The sequence below is a fragment of the Methylocapsa acidiphila B2 genome (assembly GCF_000427445.1).
GTDB lineage: Bacteria > Pseudomonadota > Alphaproteobacteria > Rhizobiales > Beijerinckiaceae > Methylocapsa > Methylocapsa acidiphila.
Genome location: NZ_KE386496.1, coordinates 1,366,113 through 1,383,171, shown reverse-complemented (window position 1 = coordinate 1,383,171; position 17,059 = coordinate 1,366,113). Strand labels below are relative to the sequence as shown.

The window sequence follows — 17,059 nt, the reverse complement described above, 5'->3', positions numbered from 1 at the left end:
GCCCATTCCGATAAGTTGCGGCGTTGAAGTCGGCCGTCTCGTTCCTGACTGGGAAACCTGTCGTTGACGCTGCAAATCGGCTGTGCGACTCATCCCGGCGCGGGACGGGACCAATCTGGCTCGTCGGGCGGTTAGCTCAGTTGGTAGAGCATCTCGTTTACACCGAGAGGGTCGGCGGTTCGAGCCCGTCACCGCCCACCAAGCGACCTTATGCCGCTCGGTTGCGGCAAGGGCTCGAACGCTAGAGAAGCGCCCCCGCGCCGGCCCGATTGCGGGCCGGGCAGGGGCTTTCTTAAACGCGTCGGGGTCGCGAAAATCGCAACGACAGCCCGGCAATATCAAGTCAATGAAGGGTCTTCAGCCAGTCATCGACGTCCTTACGCACAGCATCCTTGGCTATGCCATAGCGCTCTTGCAGCGTGCCTTCGAGCTGTTCGCGTTTACCTGCGATTTTGTCGAGATCATCGTCGGTCAGGTCGGCCCATTTTTGCTTAAGCTGACCTTTTATTTGCTTCCAGTTTCCTTCGATACGGTTCCAGTCCATCTCTGTCTCCTGCAAAGTTTACTTTGATGAACGTGTGCGCACGTCGCGAGCTTAAACGAATTTGAATCGCCTAAGTTCCCAATTAGGCCGCCAAGCGAAGGCACAGCCGGAGGCGAAGCTCGCGTCTGGCTTTTTTGGATTTGAATTTTTTGCCCAGTCTAGGCCGCTTCGGGAGGCGATCGCCGCGAGCCCATGTCTTCTTGCTTGACTTGGCTTCTCGCGTATCCTATCCGGCTCATCTCCAGCGGGCCGCTATGCGCGGCCGTCGCGGGGGAGTAGCTCAGTTGGTTAGAGCGCCGGCCTGTCACGCCGGAGGTCGCGGGTTCGAGCCCCGTCTCTCTCGCCATTTTTCAGATCTTCCAGCTGCGCCGTTCGGACAAAAATCTGTGCGGCGCGCGCGAAAAAGCGGAAAGCCGCAAGGCCAATTCGGTCCTGTTGCGCTTAGGCTTTCGGATGGATCTCGCTCGGCCTCAGCCAATTTGATCGAAGACTCTGAACGCGCCGCGCACACAGCCGGCTGCAGCGCGGCCGCGCTCGAAACTTCATCTTGCGTAGGCCTTTGCACTGCGATAGGCATCGCTTCGCTGGAAAGGGGAGCGGCGCGCCGCTCGTCTTCCTATCGTCCCTCGACCTTGCCGGTCCAGACCGAGCCAGATCATGCCAGGCCTTCTCGACCAATATTTGCCGCTTGTGATCTTCATGGCGGTCGCAGCGGTCATCTCCGGCGCGCTGCTCGTCGCTCCGTTTTTGCTCGCCTTCAAAGCCCCCGACGCCGAAAAGCTCTCGGCCTATGAATGCGGCTTCAACGCTTTCGACGACGCCCGCATGACTTTCGACGTGCGCTTCTATCTGGTGTCGCTGCTCTTCATTATCTTCGATCTCGAAGTGGCCTTTCTGTTTCCCTGGGCCGTCGCCTTCCGGGGGATCGGCGCTTTTGGCTTCTGGTCGATGATGATCTTCCTCGGCGTTCTGACCATCGGCTTCGTCTATGAATGGAAGAAGGGCGCGCTCGAATGGGATTGACCCCTCCGCGACAACAAGATCTCGCCGGCGCAGGCAATGGCTTCGTGCGTCCCGGCGCGGCAGCAGATCCTTATTTTCTTTCGATCAATGATCAGCTCGCCGACAAAGGCTTCATCGTCACCGCGAGCGACGAATTGATCAATTGGGCACGCACCGGCTCCCTCATGTGGATGACGTTCGGGCTGGCCTGCTGCGCGGTCGAGATGATGCAAGCCTCGATGCCGCGCTATGACGTCGAGCGCTTCGGATTCGCGCCGCGCGGATCGCCGCGCCAATCCGATGTGATGATCGTCGCCGGCACGCTCACCAACAAGATGGCGCCCGCTCTACGCAAGGTCTATGACCAAATGCCTGAGCCGCGCTACGTCATCTCGATGGGCTCCTGCGCCAATGGCGGAGGCTATTATCACTATTCCTACTCGGTCGTGCGCGGCTGCGATCGCGTGGTGCCCGTGGATATTTACGTCCCCGGCTGCCCGCCGTCCGCCGAGGCCTTGGTCTATGGCATTTTGCTTTTGCAGAAAAAAATTCGCCGCACCGGGACGATCGAACGCTAAAAGCGAGTCGCCTTGAGCGGTCTCGTTCGCGGCGCATTTTGGAGAGGCGCTCCACAAGTCGCGAATCGTGGACGGGACGGCGGCGCCGCAAGTTGGACCGAGACCGCGCGGCAGATGGAAAGGTTGAGATGGATAGCGACCTGAAGCAATTGGGCGATGCGATCGCGGCGGCTCTGCCAGGCGCGGTCGGCGAGGTTTCGACCGCTTATGGCGAGCTGACCTTGACGGTCGAGTTGCCGCGGCTCCTCGAGGCGGTCGCCTATCTTCGCGACGATCCGGCCTGCCTTTTCGTGTCCTTCATCGATCTCACCGCCGTCGATTATCCCGTGCGGGAAAAGCGCTTTGACGTGGTCACGCATCTTCTTTCGCCGAAGCATAATCGGCGCATCCGAGTGAAGGTCGCGACCGACGAGGAGACCCCCGTTCCTTCGCTCTCCGATCTCTATCCAGCGGCCAATTGGTTTGAGCGCGAGGCTTATGATCTCTTTGGCGTGCTGTTCTCCGGCCATCCGGATTTGCGCCGGCTGCTGACGGATTATGGTTTTGACGGCCATCCCCTCCGCAAGGATTTTCCGATGACCGGCTATGTCGAGGTGCGCTACGACGATGAGCGCAAGCGCGTCGTCTACGAGCCGGTCCAACTCACCCAGGACTATCGCAGCTTCGATTTCCTGTCGCCATGGGAAGGCGCGATCGATTATGTCCTGCCCGGCGACGAGAAGGCCAAGAACAATCCGCATTGAATTCGGCCTTTAGATCCGACGCAATGAACAACGCAGGTTGAAGTCCGAATCATGAGCGACAACCCGGTCCGCAACTTCACGATCAATTTCGGCCCGCAGCATCCGGCGGCGCATGGCGTCTTACGGCTCGTTCTCGAGCTCGACGGGGAGGTCGTCGAGCGCGTCGATCCGCATATCGGCCTGCTGCATCGCGGCACGGAAAAGCTGATGGAGGCGCGCACCTATTTGCAGAACGTGCCTTATTTCGATCGGCTCGATTATGTCGCGCCGATGAATCAGGAGCATGCCTTCTGCCTCGCCATCGAGAAGCTGCTCGGAATAGAGGTTCCGCGCCGCGGCCAATTGCTCCGCGTGCTTTTCTGCGAAATCGGCCGCATTCTCTCGCATCTCCTCAACGTCACCACGCAGGCGATGGACGTCGGCGCCTTGACGCCCCCGCTCTGGGGCTTCGAGGAGCGCGAGAAGCTCATGGTCTTCTATGAGCGGGCCTCTGGCGCGCGGCTCCACGCCAATTATTTCCGCCCCGGGGGCGTGCATCTCGATATTCCGAAGCAGCTCATCGACGATATTTACGCCTGGTGCGATCCTTTCCTGAAAACCTGCGACGATCTACAGGCGTTGTTCATCGACAACCGCATCTTCAAGCAGCGCAATGTCGATATCGGAATCGTGAGTCTCGAGGATTGCTGGCGCTGGGGCTTCTCGGGCGTCATGGTGCGCGGCTCCGGCGCGCCTTGGGATCTGCGTAAGGCGCAGCCTTATGAATGCTATGAAGAGATGGAGTTCGACATTCCGGTCGGCCGCCATGGCGATAATTATGATCGGCAGGTCATTCGCATGGAGGAGATGCGCCAGTCCGTCCGCATCATGAAGCAATGTATTGAGAAGCTGTCGGCGAAGGACGGGCAGGGGCCCGTCGCTGCGAAGCACGGCAAGGTTGTGCCCCCGTCACGCGCGGAAATGAAGCGCTCGATGGAGGCGCTGATCCAGCACTTCAAGCTTTACACGGAAGGCTTCCACGTTCCGGCGGGCGAGGTCTATAGCGCGGTCGAGGCGCCCAAGGGCGAGTTCGGCGTCTATCTCGTCTCCGACGGCACCGACAAGCCCTATCGCTGCAAGATCCGGGCGCCTGGATTCGCCCATCTCGCGGCGATGGATTTCCTCTGCCGCAAGTCGATGCTCGCTGACGTCAGCGCGATTTTGGGCTCGATCGACATCGTCTTTGGCGAGGTGGACCGGTGACGGCGAGGTCTCCTGCGCATGCGCGCGGCCGCGCCCTTGCCGGGCAATGCGAATTAGTGGGGTAAAGCACTCATGTCAGTTCGTCGGCTCGCCGAAGTTCAGCCGGAATCCTTCGCCTTCACGCCGGAGAACGAGGCGTTTGCGGAGGCAATCGTCAAGAAATACCCGGAAGGCCGCGAGGCTTCCGCGGTCATCTCCCTTTTGTGGCAAGCGCAAAAGCAGAATGATTATTGGCTGCCGAAGCCGGCGATCGAGGCGGTCGCGAACAGGCTCGGCATGTCCTATATCCGCGTGCTTGAGGTCGCGACTTTCTACACGATGTTCAACCTCGCGCCGGTCGGCCGATTCTACGTTCAGCTTTGCGGCACGACGCCTTGTCTGCTTTGTGGCTCGGACGAGATCAAGGCGGTCTTGCGCCGACGCGTCGGCGAGGAAGCTCAGGTGTCGGCGGACGGCAATTTCTCCTGGCGCGAGGTCGAGTGCCTTGGCGCCTGCTGCAACGCGCCGATGGTGCAGATCAACGACGATTACTACGAGGATCTGACGCCTGAGAATTTCGAGACATTGCTCGACGATCTCGCGGCCGATCGTCCGGTGAAGATCGGCTCGCAAACAGGCCGCGTGACCTCCGAGCCGGCCGGGCGGCTGACCTCCTTGACGTCGCTTTATGGCGCCGACGGACGCAGCGGCCCGTTGAGTCTGCCCCAATCCAAGAAACCGTAAGGCCGAATAGGATGCTCGAGGACAAGGACCGCATCTTCACAAATCTCTACGGCTTCGGCGATTGGGGCCTTAAGGGCGCCCTTGCGCGCGGCGCTTGGGACAATACGAAGAAGCTGATCGACAAGGGCAAGGACTGGATCATCGGCGAGATGAAGGCGTCCGGCTTGCGCGGGCGCGGCGGCGCGGGATTCCCCACCGGCCTCAAATGGTCCTTCATGCCCAAAGCCGATCCGGCGCGGCCGTCCTATCTCGTCGTCAATGCGGATGAATCGGAACCCGGCACCTGCAAGGACCGCGAGATCATGCGCAATGATCCGCACCTTCTGATCGAAGGGTGCTTCGTCGCCTGTTTCGCGATGGAGGCGCATGCCTGCTACATCTACATTCGCGGCGAATATATCCTTGAGCGGGAGCGCCTGGAGGCGGCGATCGCGCAGGCCTATGAAGCCAAGCTCGTCGGCAAGAACAACATCCATGGATGGCCCTTCGACATTTACGTCCATCATGGCGCAGGCGCCTATATTTGCGGCGAGGAGACGGCTCTGCTCGAGTCGCTCGAAGGCAAGAAGGGCATGCCGCGGCTGAAGCCGCCGTTCCCGGCCAATATGGGTCTCTACGGCTGCCCGACCACGGTCAATAATGTCGAATCCATCGCCGTCGCGCCGACGATCCTGCGGCGCGGGGGGGCATGGTTCGCAGGCTTCGGGGCCAAGAACAACAGCGGCACCAAGCTGTTTTGCATTTCCGGCCATGTCAACAAGCCGTGCAATGTCGAAGAAGCCATGTCGATTCCCTTCCGCGAATTGATCGACAAGCATTGCGGGGGCGTTCGCGGCGGCTCCGACAATCTGCTCGCCGTGATCCCCGGCGGCTCATCGGTTCCGCTCGTGCCTGCGCATGAGATCATCGACGCGGCGATGGATTTCGACACGTTACGCGATTTGAAATCCGGCCTCGGCACGGCCGCCGTCATCGTGATGGACAAATCGACCGACATCGTTCGCGCGATCGCGCGGCTCAGTTATTTCTACAAGCATGAGAGCTGCGGCCAATGCACGCCGTGCCGCGAGGGCACCGGCTGGCTCTGGCGCGTCGTCTCCCGCATGGCGGAGGGCCGCGCGCATAAGCGCGAGATCGACATTTTGCTCGAGGTCACGACTCAGATCGAGGGCCATACGATTTGCGCTCTTGGCGACGCCGCCGCTTGGCCGGTGCAGGGCCTCATCCGGCATTTCCGTCATGAGATCGAAAGGCGCATCGACCAATATGCCGCCAATCCGCATCCGGAGCCGCTGAAGGGCTTCGAGGTCGCGGCGGAGTAGAAAATGGCTGAAGAGCCACATGATCTCGTCTTGGAATTTCTTCGCCGGTTCGACCGTCGATTGAACGATTTCGACGCCAAGCTCGACCGAGTGTTGGATGATCTGCACACCGTCAAGGTCAGGTTGACGGCTGTCGAGGAGAACTTGGTTGGAGTGCAACGGCGGATCGATAGACTCGAGGAAAGAGTCGAACGAATCGAGCGGCGTCTCGATCTTGTCGAACTGCCGCATTGAGGAAAAGGCATGAGCAGACTCATCGTTGACGGCGTCGAGGTCGATGTCCCGCCGGAATATACGCTGCTGCAGGCTTGCGAGCAGGCCGGGGCCGAGATCCCGCGTTTCTGCTTCCACGAGCGGCTGTCGATCGCCGGCAATTGCCGCATGTGCCTCGTCGAGGTGAAGGGCGGCCCGCCGAAGCCTTCGGCTTCCTGCGCGGTGGCGGTGCGCGATCTGCGTCCTGGCCCCAATGGCGAGCCGCCGGTCGTCCTCACCAAATCGCCGATGGTGAAGAAGGCGCGCGAAGGCGTCATGGAGTTCCTGCTCATCAATCATCCGCTCGATTGCCCGATCTGCGATCAGGGCGGCGAATGCGATCTGCAGGACCAGGCGATCGCCTTCGGCTTCGATTCCTCGCGCTACGGCGAGAACAAGCGCGCGGTCGAGGATAAATATATCGGGCCGCTCGTGCGCACCTCGATGAACCGCTGCATTCATTGCACCCGTTGCGTCCGCTTCACCGCGGAGGTCGCCGGAACCGGCGATCTCGGCGCGATCGGGCGCGGCGAGGATATGGAGATCACGACCTATCTCGAGACGGCGATGAGTTCCGAGCTTCAGGGCAATGTCGCCGATCTTTGCCCAGTCGGCGCGCTCCTGCCTAAACCTTATTCCTTCAAGGCTCGGCCTTGGGAACTCGTCAAGACCGAGTCGATCGACGTCATGGATGCGCTGGGCTCCTCGATCCGCATCGACACCCGCGGGCGCGAGGTGATGCGCATCCTTCCGCGCCCCAATGAATCGGTGAATGAGGAGTGGATTTCCGACAAGGCGCGCCAGATCGTCGACGGGCTCAAGACCCGGCGCCTGGATCGCCCCTATCTGCGCGAAAATGGCAGATTGCGCCCGGCCAGTTGGGCCGAGGCCTTCGCCGCGATCGCCGCCAAGGTCAAAGCCGCGCCGCCCGCGCGCATCGGCGCAATCGCTGGCGATCTTTGCGCCGTCGAGGACATGTTCGCGCTGAAGAGCCTGCTTGAAAAGCTCGGCGTCAAGTCGCTCGATTGTCGCCAGGACGGCGCCAAGCTCGATCCAAAATTCGGCCGCGCCAGCTATCTCTTCAACCCCGGCGTCGCCGGCATTGAAGAGGCGGATAGTCTTGTCATCATCGGCTCGAACCCGCGCCGCGAGGCGCCGGTGTTGAATGCGCGGATTCGCAAGCGCTGGCTCAGAGGCGGGTTCAGGGTCAGCGTCATCGGCGAAAAGGCCGATTTGACCTACGACTATAATTATCTGGGCGCCGGGCCTGAAACGCTCGCCAGCTTGAGTGAGAACCTGTCCGAAAAATTGGAGAAGCCGCTTTTCCTGATCGGACAGGGGGCCGTCGCACGCGATGACGGGCTCGCCATTCTCGGGCTCGGCGCCAAGGCGGCGGTCGCGCATGGCGCGATCAAGCCGGGCTGGAACGGCTTTGCAGTGCTGCATACGGCCGCGGCCCGCGTCGGCGGCCTCGACCTCGGCTTCGTTCCCCGGGACGGCGGGCTCGACGCTTTCACCATGGCGAAGGCCGCGACGCTCGACGTGCTCTTCAATCTCGGCGCCGACGAGATCGTCGTCGAGCCGGGCCCCTTCGTCATTTATCAAGGCGCCCATGGGGATCGCGGCGCGGCCCGCGCCGACGTCATTCTGCCAGGGGCGACCTATACCGAAAAGTCGGGTCTTTACGTCAATACCGAAGGGCGCGTTCAATTGGCCGACCGGGCCAATTTTCCGCCCGGCGACGCGCGCGAGGATTGGGCGATCCTGCGCGCCCTTTCGGATGTCCTCGGCCAGCGCCTTCCTTTCGATTCGCTGAAGGGATTGCGGGCGCGCCTCTATGAAGCGCATCCGCATTTCGCGAAGCTCGATCGGATCTCGCCGGCGTTGTGGAGCCCGGATGCTCTTGTCGCGAACGCCGGCAAGACCAGCGGCGCGCCTTTCGCGACCCCGATCGCCGATTTCTATCAGACCAACTCGATCGCGCGCGCCTCGGCGGTGATGGCCGAATGCTCGGCGCTCGCTCTTGACCTTGCGCGCCAGGCGGCGGAGTAGAAGGGCCATGACTCAGATAGCTTGGATTGGGCCGTTGCTCCTCACGCTCTTGAAGAGCGTCGCTTTGCTCGTCATCCTCCTTATCTACATCGCCTATATTCTTTACGCCGATCGCAAGATCTGGGCGGCGGTGCAATTGCGGCGCGGCCCCAATGTGGTCGGTCCGTGGGGGCTGTTTCAAAGCTTCGCGGACATGCTGAAATTCGTCTTCAAGGAGCCTGTCGTCCCGGATGGGGCGAACAAGGGCGTGTTCCTGCTCGCCCCCTTCGTCATGGGCGTGCTCTCCTTGGCGGCTTGGGCGGTCATCCCGGTGAGCGACGGCTGGGCGATCGCCGATCTCAATGTCGGCGTCCTCTATATTTTCGCAATCTCCTCTCTCAGCGTCTATGGCATCATCATGGGCGGCTGGGCGTCGAATTCGAAATATCCGTTTCTCTCGGCGTTGCGCTCGGCGGCGCAGATGATCTCCTACGAGGTCTCGATCGGCTTCGTCATCATCACCGTCCTTTTATGCGCCGGCACGCTCAATCTCGGCGACATCGTGAAGGCGCAGGATACGCGCTACGGGCTCCTCGGCTGGTACTGGCTGCCGTTGTTCCCGATGTTCGTCATTTTCTTCATCTCGGCGCTTGCGGAGACAAATCGCCCTCCCTTCGATCTGGTCGAGGCCGAATCGGAGCTCGTTGCGGGCTTCATGGTGGAGTATTCCTCGACGCCTTACATGCTCTTCATGCTCGCCGAATATGTGGCGATCATCACCATGTGCGCGCTGACGACCATCCTGTTTCTCGGCGGCTGGCTGTCGCCGCTCCCCTATTGGCCTTTTGTCGCGATTCCAGGCGCCGTCTGGTTTATCCTCAAGGTTTCCGGGGTGTTCTTCATGTTCGCGATGGTGAAGGCCTTCGTGCCGCGCTATCGCTACGATCAGCTGATGCGGCTCGGCTGGAAAGTGTTCTTGCCGATCTCCCTCGTCATGGTGTTCCTCGTCGCCGGCGTTCTCGAGCTCACCGGCTGGGGCGCGGGCATGGCGCAATGACATCGGCTTTTGAGGACTAGACAATGAGACTCGATCAGTCCGCCAAGGCTCTTTTTCTGACGGAGTTCGTCGGCGCTTTCGTGCTGTCCATGCGCTATTTTTTCAAGCCGAAGCCGACGCTGAACTATCCGCATGAAAAAAATCCACAGTCGCCGCGCTATCGCGGCGAGCACGCCTTGCGCCGTTATCCGAACGGCGAGGAGCGCTGCATCGCCTGTAAGCTTTGCGAGGCGATCTGCCCGGCTCAGGCCATCACCATCGAGGCGGGACCGCGCCGCAATGACGGCACCCGCCGCACCACGCGCTACGATATCGACATGGTCAAATGCATCTATTGCGGCTTTTGCCAGGAAGCTTGTCCGGTCGACGCCATCGTCGAAGGGCCGAATTCGGAATTCGCCGTCGAAACGCGCGAGGAGCTCTATTACGACAAGAACAGGCTCCTCGAGAATGGCGCGCGATGGGAGCGTGAGATCGCCCGCAACATCGCGCTCGACGCGCCTTACCGGTGAGCGCATCTCTTCGAATAAGCTCGACGCAGCTTGTGGCGTTCGGGTCGGCTGGTCCGGCTTTCACATTGCTGCGGGATCGTTTCATGCAGCCGCGGACACGACGCGGCGCCGACGGGGTTAGGCCATGAATGTCGCGACGCTGTTCTTCTACCTCTTCTCGACGGTCATGATCGCCTCCGCCTTCATGGTGATCTCGTCGCGCAATCCGGTTCACTCGGTGCTTTTTCTCATTCTCGCCTTCTTCAATGCGGCGGGATTGTTTCTTCTGCTCGGCGCCGAATTTTTGGCGATGATCCTCGTCGTCGTCTATGTCGGCGCAGTCGCGGTGCTGTTTCTCTTCGTCGTCATGATGCTTGACGTCGATTTCGCCGAGTTCAAGCAAGGGTTTCTGCAATATCTGCCGATTGGCGGGACGATCGGGGGCATTGTCCTCGCCGAACTCGTGCTGGTCCTCGGGGCCTGGTCGATCGGGCCGGGATCGATCGCGAGCGTCACGACGCCGACGCCTCCCGGAATGACGAACACATTGGCGCTCGGCCGCGTCCTCTACACGCAATATGTCTACCTGTTCCAGGCGTCGGGGCTCATTCTGCTGACGGCCATGATCGGCGCGATTGTCTTGACCTTGCGTCATAAGGTCGGGGTGAAACGCCAGAATGTCGAGGTCCAAAACGCAAGGACCCCGGCCGAGGCCGTTGAAATCCGTAAGGTCGCCTCGAGGCAGGGCGTTTGACGTCGGCGCCGCGGCGCGCTGGCGCAAGGAGAGAACAATGACGGTCTCGCTCGTTCAATTTTTGATTGTCGCGGCAATCCTATTCACGCTCGGCGTCGCCGGCATCATTTTGAACCGCAAGAACATCATCGTGGTCTTGATGTCAGTCGAGCTCATCCTGCTCTCGGTCAACATCAACCTCGTCGCTTTCTCTGCCTTTCTCGGCGATTTGACTGGCCAGATTTTCGCGCTGTTCATCCTGACTGTGGCCGCGGCCGAGGCGGCGATCGGGCTCGCCATTCTCGTCACCTATTATCGCAACCGCGGCTCCATCGCGGTCGAAGACATCAACATGATGAAGGGTTGAGCCGGCCATGTATGCGGCAATCGTCTTCCTTCCGCTTCTGGGTTTCCTGATCGCCGGGCCGTTTGGCTGGAAGATCGGCAACCGCCCTTCGGAAATCATCACCACGAGCCTGCTGTTCGTCTCGGCCGCGCTGTCCTGGGTCGTCTTCGCCCATGTCGCTCTCGGGTCGGGCGAAGGCAGCGTATCGCTATTGACCAATTGGTTCACGTCGGGAGCGGTGAAAGTCGATTGGTCGTTGCGGGTCGACAGCCTGACCGCCGTAATGCTGGTCGTCGTCACGACGGTTTCGTCGCTCGTGCATCTCTACTCGATCGGCTATATGCACGACGATCCGTCGCGGCCCCGTTTCTTCTCCTATCTGTCGCTTTTCACCTTCGCCATGCTGACTCTGGTGACGGCGGATAATCTCGTCCAGCTGTTCTTCGGCTGGGAAGGCGTCGGCCTCGCCTCCTATCTCCTGATTGGATTCTGGTACGAAAAGCCGTCGGCCAATGCGGCGGCGATCAAGGCTTTCGTCGTCAATCGCGTCGGCGACTTCGGTTTCGCGCTAGGCATTTTCCTCGTTTTCGTCCTGACCGGCTCGATTGGCTTCGAGCAGATATTCGCCGCGGCGCCTGGCCTCGCGTATACCACGGTGCATGTGTTCGGCGGCGATTTCGACGCCCTGACCATCACCTGCCTTCTGCTTTTCATGGGCGCGATGGGCAAATCCGCCCAGTTCCTGCTGCACACGTGGCTTCCGGACGCGATGGAGGGCCCGACGCCAGTTTCCGCCCTCATTCATGCCGCGACCATGGTCACCGCCGGCGTCTTCATGGTCGCGAGGCTATCGCCGCTGTTCGAGCAAGCGCCAGCGGCCTTGACCTTCGTCACCATCATCGGCGGAACGACCGCTCTTTTCGCGGCCACGATCGGCCTTGTCCAAAACGACATCAAGCGGGTCATCGCTTATTCGACCTGTTCTCAGCTCGGATATATGTTCGTCGCCCTCGGGGTCGGCGGCTATTCGATCGGCATTTTCCATCTCTTTACCCACGCTTTCTTCAAGGCGCTTCTGTTCCTCGGCGCAGGCTCGGTGATCGTGGCGATGCATCACGAGCAGGACATGCGCAATATGGGCGGGCTTTGGCGCAAGATTCCGTTCACCTTCGCGATGATGACCATCGGGACGCTGGCGCTCACCGGCTTTCCCTATACCGCGGGCTATTTCTCCAAGGACGCCATCATCGAGGCCGCCTTCGCTTCCCATCAAAAGGGCGCCTTCTACGGCTTCCTGATGACGACTATCGCGGCTGGGCTCACCTCTTTCTACTCGTGGCGTCTCGTCTTTCTCACCTTTTTTGGCAAGCCCGCCTGGGGCGGCGCGGCAGAGCATGCAGCCGTCGATCATAGCCCGGTTTCGGACCTTCACGCCGCAGGCTCCCATGCAGCGCCGGCTGATGCGCATGGCCATGACGCTCATGAGCATGACTCTCATCAGCACGACGCTCATGGCCACGGCGGCCATGAGTTGCGGCCGCATGAATCGCCGGTCGTGATGCTGATCCCCTTGTTCGTCCTTGCGATCGGCGCCCTGGTTGCTGGCGGCGTGTTCGCGCACGCATTCATCGGCGAGGGCGCGGCTGAATTCTGGAAGGGCGCGCTGTTTCTCGGTCCGGACAATCATATCCTCGAGGAGCGCGAAGAAATTCCGCATTTTATCGCCCAAATCCCGACAATCCTGATGGCTGTCGGATTTCTGGCCGCGCTTTACGTCTACATCCTTGCGCCGGGGACGGCTGCGAGGCTCGCAGCACTCGCGCCGGCGGTCTACGCATTCCTGCTCAACAAATGGTATTTCGATGAGCTCTATGACTTCCTCTTCGTGCGGCCGGCGTTCCGGCTCGGGCGAATCTTCTGGAAAGAGGGAGACGGCGCCATCATCGATCGGCTGGGACCGGATGGCGTGGCCGCGCGTGTGGTCGACATGACTGGCAGGGTCGTGAAGCTCCAGAGCGGCTATATCTACCAATATGCTTTCGCAATGCTTGTCGGCGTCGCCGCCGTCATTACGTGGTTCGTCATCGGGGGAGTGCGCTGATGTTTGGTTTCGGCGTCCTGACCTGTCTTGTCTTCCTGCCGCTCGTCGGCGCCGCCTTCATCCTTTCCTTACGGAGAGATGACGAGGCGACGATCAACAATGCGCGTTGGGCGGCGCTGGCGACGACGGTGGTCGTTTTCCTCTTGTCGCTTTATCTCTACGCCAAATTCGATTCAGGTTCGGCGGACTTTCAATTCGTCGAGGAGAAGGCGTGGTTTGGCTCTGGCCTCGTCTACAAGCTCGGCGTCGACGGCCTTTCCTTTCCCTTTGTCCTTCTCACCACCTTCCTGATGCCTTTTGCGATCGCTGCGTCCTGGCGCTCGATCACCTATCGCGTCAAGGAATATATGATCGCCTTCCTTGTCCTCGAGACCTTGATGGTCGGCGTCTTCTGCGCGCTGGATGTGGTGCTGTTTTATCTTTTCTTCGAAGGCGGCCTTATTCCGATGTTCCTTATCATCGGAATCTGGGGCGGCCCGCGGCGCGTCTATGCGAGCTTCAAATTCTTCCTCTATACGCTCGCCGGCTCGCTGCTCATGCTTTTGGCGATCATGGCCATGTATGGCGTGGCCGGGACGACCGATATCGTGGTGCTGCTAAAGACGAGCTTCCCGGCCTCCATGCAGAAATGGCTGTGGCTGGCTTTCTTCGCCTCGCTCGCGGTCAAGATGCCGATGTGGCCGGTGCACACCTGGCTGCCTGACGCCCATGTCGAAGCGCCGACGGCGGGCTCAGTTATCCTGGCCGCCATCCTGCTCAAGATGGGCGGCTACGGATTTATCCGCTTCTCGCTGCCGATGTTCCCGGACGCCTCGTCCTTTTTCGCGCCGCTCGTCTTTGCGCTGTCGATCATCGCCATCATCTACACGTCGCTCGTCGCGCTCGTGCAGGAGGACATGAAGAAGCTCATCGCCTATTCGTCCGTGGCGCATATGGGCTTCGTGACCATGGGCCTTTTCAGCATGACCGAGCAGGGCGTGCAGGGGGCGGTGTTCCAGATGATCTCGCACGGGCTCGTCTCCGGCGCCTTGTTCCTTTGCGTCGGCGTCGTCTATGACCGCATGCACACGCGCGAGATCGCGGCCTATGGCGGGCTCGTCGCGCGCATGCCGCTCTACGCGACAGCCTTCATGATTTTCACCATGGCTAATGTCGGCTTGCCCGGCACATCGGGCTTCGTCGGCGAATTCCTCACGCTGCTTGGCGCATTTCGGGTCAATAGTTGGGTGGCCTTTTTCGCGACGACCGGCGTCATCCTATCCGCGGCCTATGCGCTTTATCTTTATCGCCGGATTATCTTCGGCGTGCTCGACAAGCCGGCCCTGGCGGCAATTCTCGATCTATCGGGTCGCGAAGTCGCGTTGCTCGCTCCGCTGGTCGCCTTGACGATCTACTATGGCTTTCACCCGGGGCCAATTCTCGATAGTTCCGTCGTCTCGATCGAGGCGCTCATCAAAGGCTATGACCAGGCGCTGGCCGCGACCAAGACCGCCGCTCTGGCTTTGCATTAAAGGCTGATTAGAATGGCGCCACTTTTCCCCGCCCTCGCGCATTCCCTGCCGGAAGCCATTCTGGCCGTCGGGGCGCTCGCGCTCGTGCTTTTTGGCGCGTTTCGCGGCAAGGAATCGGACGGACCGACGACCGAGATCGCGGTCGGCGTGCTCGGTCTGGCGATCCTCGCCATTCTTCTCGGCAGACAATCAGACGCCGTTGTCTTCGACGGGGCTTTCATCGACGACGGGTTTGGCCGCTTCATGAAAATCCTGACGCTCGGCGGATCGCTCGTGACCCTGGTCATGGGGCAGGAGTTTTTGGCTCGCGAGAAGATCGCCAAATTCGAATATCCGATCCTGATCCTTCTCGCCACGCTCGGCATGCTCATGCTGATTTCGGCGTCGAGCCTCATCGCCCTTTATCTCGGCCTCGAGCTCATGTCTCTGCCGCTTTATGTCGTCGCCGCCTTCAAACGCGACGACCTCAGGGCGTCCGAGGCGGGCTTGAAATATTTTGTTCTCGGGGCCCTGTCCTCGGGCATGCTCCTTTACGGCGCCTCGCTTCTCTATGGCTTTGCGGGAACGGTCTCCTTCGCCGGCATAGCCGAAGCAATCAATGGCAAGGCGTCGCTCGGCGTTATCTTCGGCCTCGTATTCCTGATGACCGGCCTCGCCTTCAAAATGTCGGCGGTGCCGTTCCATATGTGGACGCCCGACGTCTATGAAGGCGCGCCGACCCCGGTCACGGCCTTTTTCGCTTCCGCCGCCAAAATGGCCGCGGTCGCCGTCACCGTCCGCGTGATCATGACCGCTTTCCCAGGCGTCTCGACGCAATGGCGTCAGATCATCGTCTTCATCTCGATCTTGTCCATGGCGCTCGGGGCCTTTGCAGCGATCGGCCAGACCAATATCAAGCGCCTCATGGCCTATTCGGCGATCGGCCATATCGGCTTCGCCCTAGTCGGGCTCGCCGCGGCGACGGAAGCCGGCGTGGCCGCGGTGATGATCTATATGGCGATCTATCTCGTCATGACGCTCGGAACCTTCGCCGCCATCCTCTCGATGCGCGTCGGCGGCCAAGCGGTCGAAAAGATCAGCGACCTTTCCGGCCTTGCGCAGACCGATGGCGTGATGGCCTTTTTCCTCGCTGTGATGATGTTCTCGCTCGCTGGCATCCCGCCGCTCGCTGGCTTCTTCGCCAAATGGTATGTGTTCAACGCCGCGATTCAGGCTCATCTTTACGCACTGGCGGTCATCGGCGTCCTGTCGAGCGCGGTTGCGGCTTATTACTATCTTCGCGTCGTCAAGGTCATGTATTTCGATCAGCCGGCGCCAGCTTTTGACGCTCCAACGCCTGCATTGCGGATCGTGCTTGCCGCGACCGGCCTTCTCATGCTTTTCTTCTTCGCTTATCCAGGGCTTTTCATCAGCGTCACGACGGCGGCGGCGAAATCCCTCTTCTGAGCTTTCTTCCAAAGGTGTCCTCGCCCTGTCGCCTCTCGCCGGATCGGCCCACCAGAACGGCTACCGCTGCGCCCTCCATGGCCGGCTCGTTTCGACCAATGACGAGGCGTTGACGCGCGCAAAGGCGGGGGATCCGGGGCGGCTTTGGGTCGTCGCCGAGTCCCAGAGCGGGGGCAGGGGCCGCAACGGCCGGGTTTGGTCGTCGCCGCCGGGCAATCTTTATGCGAGCCTCCTGCTGATCGATCCAGCGCCGCCGCGTAGGGCGCCGGAGCTAGGATTCGTCGCGGGAGTCGCCTTGGCATCTGCTTTGCGCGGCCTTCTTCTGGACGATCAAAGGCTCGCCATCAAATGGCCGAATGACATTCTGCATGATGGCGCGAAGCTTGCCGGAATTCTTTTGGAAGCAGCGTCTCTGCCGGATGGGCGCTTCGCCTGCGTCGCCGGGATCGGCGTGAATTGCAGCGCGCATCCTGACGTTGCGCTCTATGAGGCGACAAATCTTGCCGCAGTCTCGAGCCGCCCGATCAGCGCCGAATTGGTGTTCGAACATCTCTCTGCGGCGATGGCCAAATGGATCGATCTTTGGGCCTGTGGCGACGGTTTTGAGACGGTGCGCGCCAAATGGCTGTCTCTCGCCTTCGGGATTGGCGAAAAAATCAGGGTGGTGCGGCGGGATCAATCCATTGAGGGCGTCTTCAAGACGATCGATCCTTCAGGGCGGCTCATCGTCGCGCAAGAGCCCGGTGACGTCGCAGTCGACGCCGGCGACGTCTTTTCGCTGGCGCGATCGGACAGCGCGGCCGCCGCGGGGCAGTCATGTGCGCCGCCGAGGCGGATTTCTGGAGCCTATTCCGATCAGATGGATCCTAGCTGATTGGAATAGGCTCGAGCTTTGGAAATTTGAGCGATTTTGCAATCGAACAAACAGCTCGATTTG

At 60.8% G+C, this 17,059-nt stretch carries 17 protein-coding genes and 2 tRNA genes; 18 read left to right on the top strand and 1 reads right to left on the bottom strand.

Annotated features, from left to right (window positions below):
• The first annotated feature begins 125 nt into the window (after nucleotides 1-125).
• Nucleotides 126-201: transfer RNA gene (locus METAC_RS0108440), tRNA-Val, on the top strand.
• A 142-nt stretch (nucleotides 202-343) separates the two neighbouring features.
• On the opposite strand, the gene METAC_RS25730 is transcribed toward METAC_RS0108440, so the two are convergent.
• Entirely contained in the window at nucleotides 344-544 is a 201-nt protein-coding gene (locus METAC_RS25730) for a CsbD family protein (RefSeq protein ID WP_084143526.1), read from the bottom strand.
• 269 nt (nucleotides 545-813) lie between these two features.
• On the opposite strand from METAC_RS25730, the gene METAC_RS0108430 reads away from it, so the two are divergent.
• The 17 genes from METAC_RS0108430 (at nucleotide 814) to METAC_RS22890 (ending at nucleotide 16,996) form a co-directional block, all read left to right on the top strand.
• A tRNA-Asp gene (locus tag METAC_RS0108430) sits at nucleotides 814-890 on the top strand.
• A 311-nt stretch (nucleotides 891-1,201) separates the two neighbouring features.
• The gene (locus tag METAC_RS0108425; RefSeq protein WP_026606685.1) at nucleotides 1,202-1,567 is read left to right on the top strand and encodes an NADH-quinone oxidoreductase subunit A; all 366 of its coding nucleotides are present in this window, start codon (nucleotides 1,202-1,204) and stop codon (nucleotides 1,565-1,567) included.
• Entirely contained in the window at nucleotides 1,558-2,124 is a 567-nt protein-coding gene (locus tag METAC_RS0108420) for a NuoB/complex I 20 kDa subunit family protein (RefSeq protein ID WP_026606684.1), read from the top strand. Before METAC_RS0108425 ends, METAC_RS0108420 begins: the two co-directional genes overlap by 10 nt.
• 128 nt (nucleotides 2,125-2,252) lie before the next feature.
• Nucleotides 2,253-2,867, top strand: coding sequence for an NADH-quinone oxidoreductase subunit C (locus METAC_RS0108415; RefSeq protein WP_026606683.1), 615 nt, complete (start codon nucleotides 2,253-2,255; stop codon nucleotides 2,865-2,867).
• A gap of 51 nt (nucleotides 2,868-2,918) precedes the next feature.
• Nucleotides 2,919-4,109 (top strand): NADH-quinone oxidoreductase subunit D, encoded by a 1,191-nt coding sequence (locus tag METAC_RS0108410; protein ID WP_026606682.1) that lies wholly within the window; start codon nucleotides 2,919-2,921, stop codon nucleotides 4,107-4,109.
• Between the two features lie 72 nt (nucleotides 4,110-4,181).
• The gene (gene nuoE / locus METAC_RS0108405; protein ID WP_026606681.1) at nucleotides 4,182-4,832 is read left to right on the top strand and encodes an NADH-quinone oxidoreductase subunit NuoE; all 651 of its coding nucleotides are present in this window, start codon (nucleotides 4,182-4,184) and stop codon (nucleotides 4,830-4,832) included.
• 11 nt (nucleotides 4,833-4,843) lie between these two features.
• Nucleotides 4,844-6,154 carry an NADH-quinone oxidoreductase subunit NuoF gene (gene nuoF / locus METAC_RS0108400; RefSeq protein WP_026606680.1) on the top strand — a complete coding sequence of 437 codons (1,311 nt, stop codon included), beginning with the start codon at nucleotides 4,844-4,846 and terminating at the stop codon, nucleotides 6,152-6,154.
• A gap of 3 nt (nucleotides 6,155-6,157) precedes the next feature.
• On the top strand, nucleotides 6,158-6,388 hold the full coding sequence (locus METAC_RS0108395) for a hypothetical protein (RefSeq protein WP_026606679.1): 231 nt from the start codon (nucleotides 6,158-6,160) through the stop codon (nucleotides 6,386-6,388).
• 9 nt (nucleotides 6,389-6,397) lie between these two features.
• Nucleotides 6,398-8,458 (top strand): NADH-quinone oxidoreductase subunit NuoG, encoded by a 2,061-nt coding sequence (nuoG, locus tag METAC_RS0108390; RefSeq protein ID WP_026606678.1) that lies wholly within the window; start codon nucleotides 6,398-6,400, stop codon nucleotides 8,456-8,458.
• A gap of 7 nt (nucleotides 8,459-8,465) precedes the next feature.
• On the top strand, nucleotides 8,466-9,494 hold the full coding sequence (gene nuoH, locus METAC_RS0108385) for an NADH-quinone oxidoreductase subunit NuoH (RefSeq protein WP_026606677.1): 1,029 nt from the start codon (nucleotides 8,466-8,468) through the stop codon (nucleotides 9,492-9,494).
• Between the two features lie 23 nt (nucleotides 9,495-9,517).
• The gene (gene nuoI, locus METAC_RS0108380; protein ID WP_026606676.1) at nucleotides 9,518-10,006 is read left to right on the top strand and encodes an NADH-quinone oxidoreductase subunit NuoI; all 489 of its coding nucleotides are present in this window, start codon (nucleotides 9,518-9,520) and stop codon (nucleotides 10,004-10,006) included.
• 124 nt (nucleotides 10,007-10,130) lie between these two features.
• The gene (locus METAC_RS0108375; protein ID WP_026606675.1) at nucleotides 10,131-10,739 is read left to right on the top strand and encodes an NADH-quinone oxidoreductase subunit J; all 609 of its coding nucleotides are present in this window, start codon (nucleotides 10,131-10,133) and stop codon (nucleotides 10,737-10,739) included.
• A gap of 37 nt (nucleotides 10,740-10,776) precedes the next feature.
• A complete protein-coding gene (nuoK, locus tag METAC_RS0108370; RefSeq protein ID WP_026606674.1) occupies nucleotides 10,777-11,085 on the top strand; it encodes an NADH-quinone oxidoreductase subunit NuoK in 309 nt (102 codons plus the stop codon).
• A 7-nt stretch (nucleotides 11,086-11,092) separates the two neighbouring features.
• Complete coding sequence (gene nuoL / locus METAC_RS0108365; RefSeq protein ID WP_026606673.1) at nucleotides 11,093-13,165, top strand: NADH-quinone oxidoreductase subunit L; 2,073 nt, start codon at nucleotides 11,093-11,095, stop codon at nucleotides 13,163-13,165.
• The gene (locus METAC_RS0108360; protein WP_026606672.1) at nucleotides 13,165-14,676 is read left to right on the top strand and encodes an NADH-quinone oxidoreductase subunit M; all 1,512 of its coding nucleotides are present in this window, start codon (nucleotides 13,165-13,167) and stop codon (nucleotides 14,674-14,676) included. The genes nuoL and METAC_RS0108360 overlap by 1 nt, the downstream gene beginning before the upstream one ends.
• 12 nt (nucleotides 14,677-14,688) lie before the next feature.
• A complete protein-coding gene (gene nuoN, locus METAC_RS0108355) occupies nucleotides 14,689-16,122 on the top strand; it encodes an NADH-quinone oxidoreductase subunit NuoN (protein WP_026606671.1) in 1,434 nt (477 codons plus the stop codon).
• 25 nt (nucleotides 16,123-16,147) lie between these two features.
• Nucleotides 16,148-16,996, top strand: a complete 849-nt coding sequence (locus METAC_RS22890; RefSeq protein WP_051335808.1) for a biotin--[acetyl-CoA-carboxylase] ligase — start codon at nucleotides 16,148-16,150, stop codon at nucleotides 16,994-16,996.
• Nucleotides 16,997-17,059 lie beyond the last annotated feature (63 nt).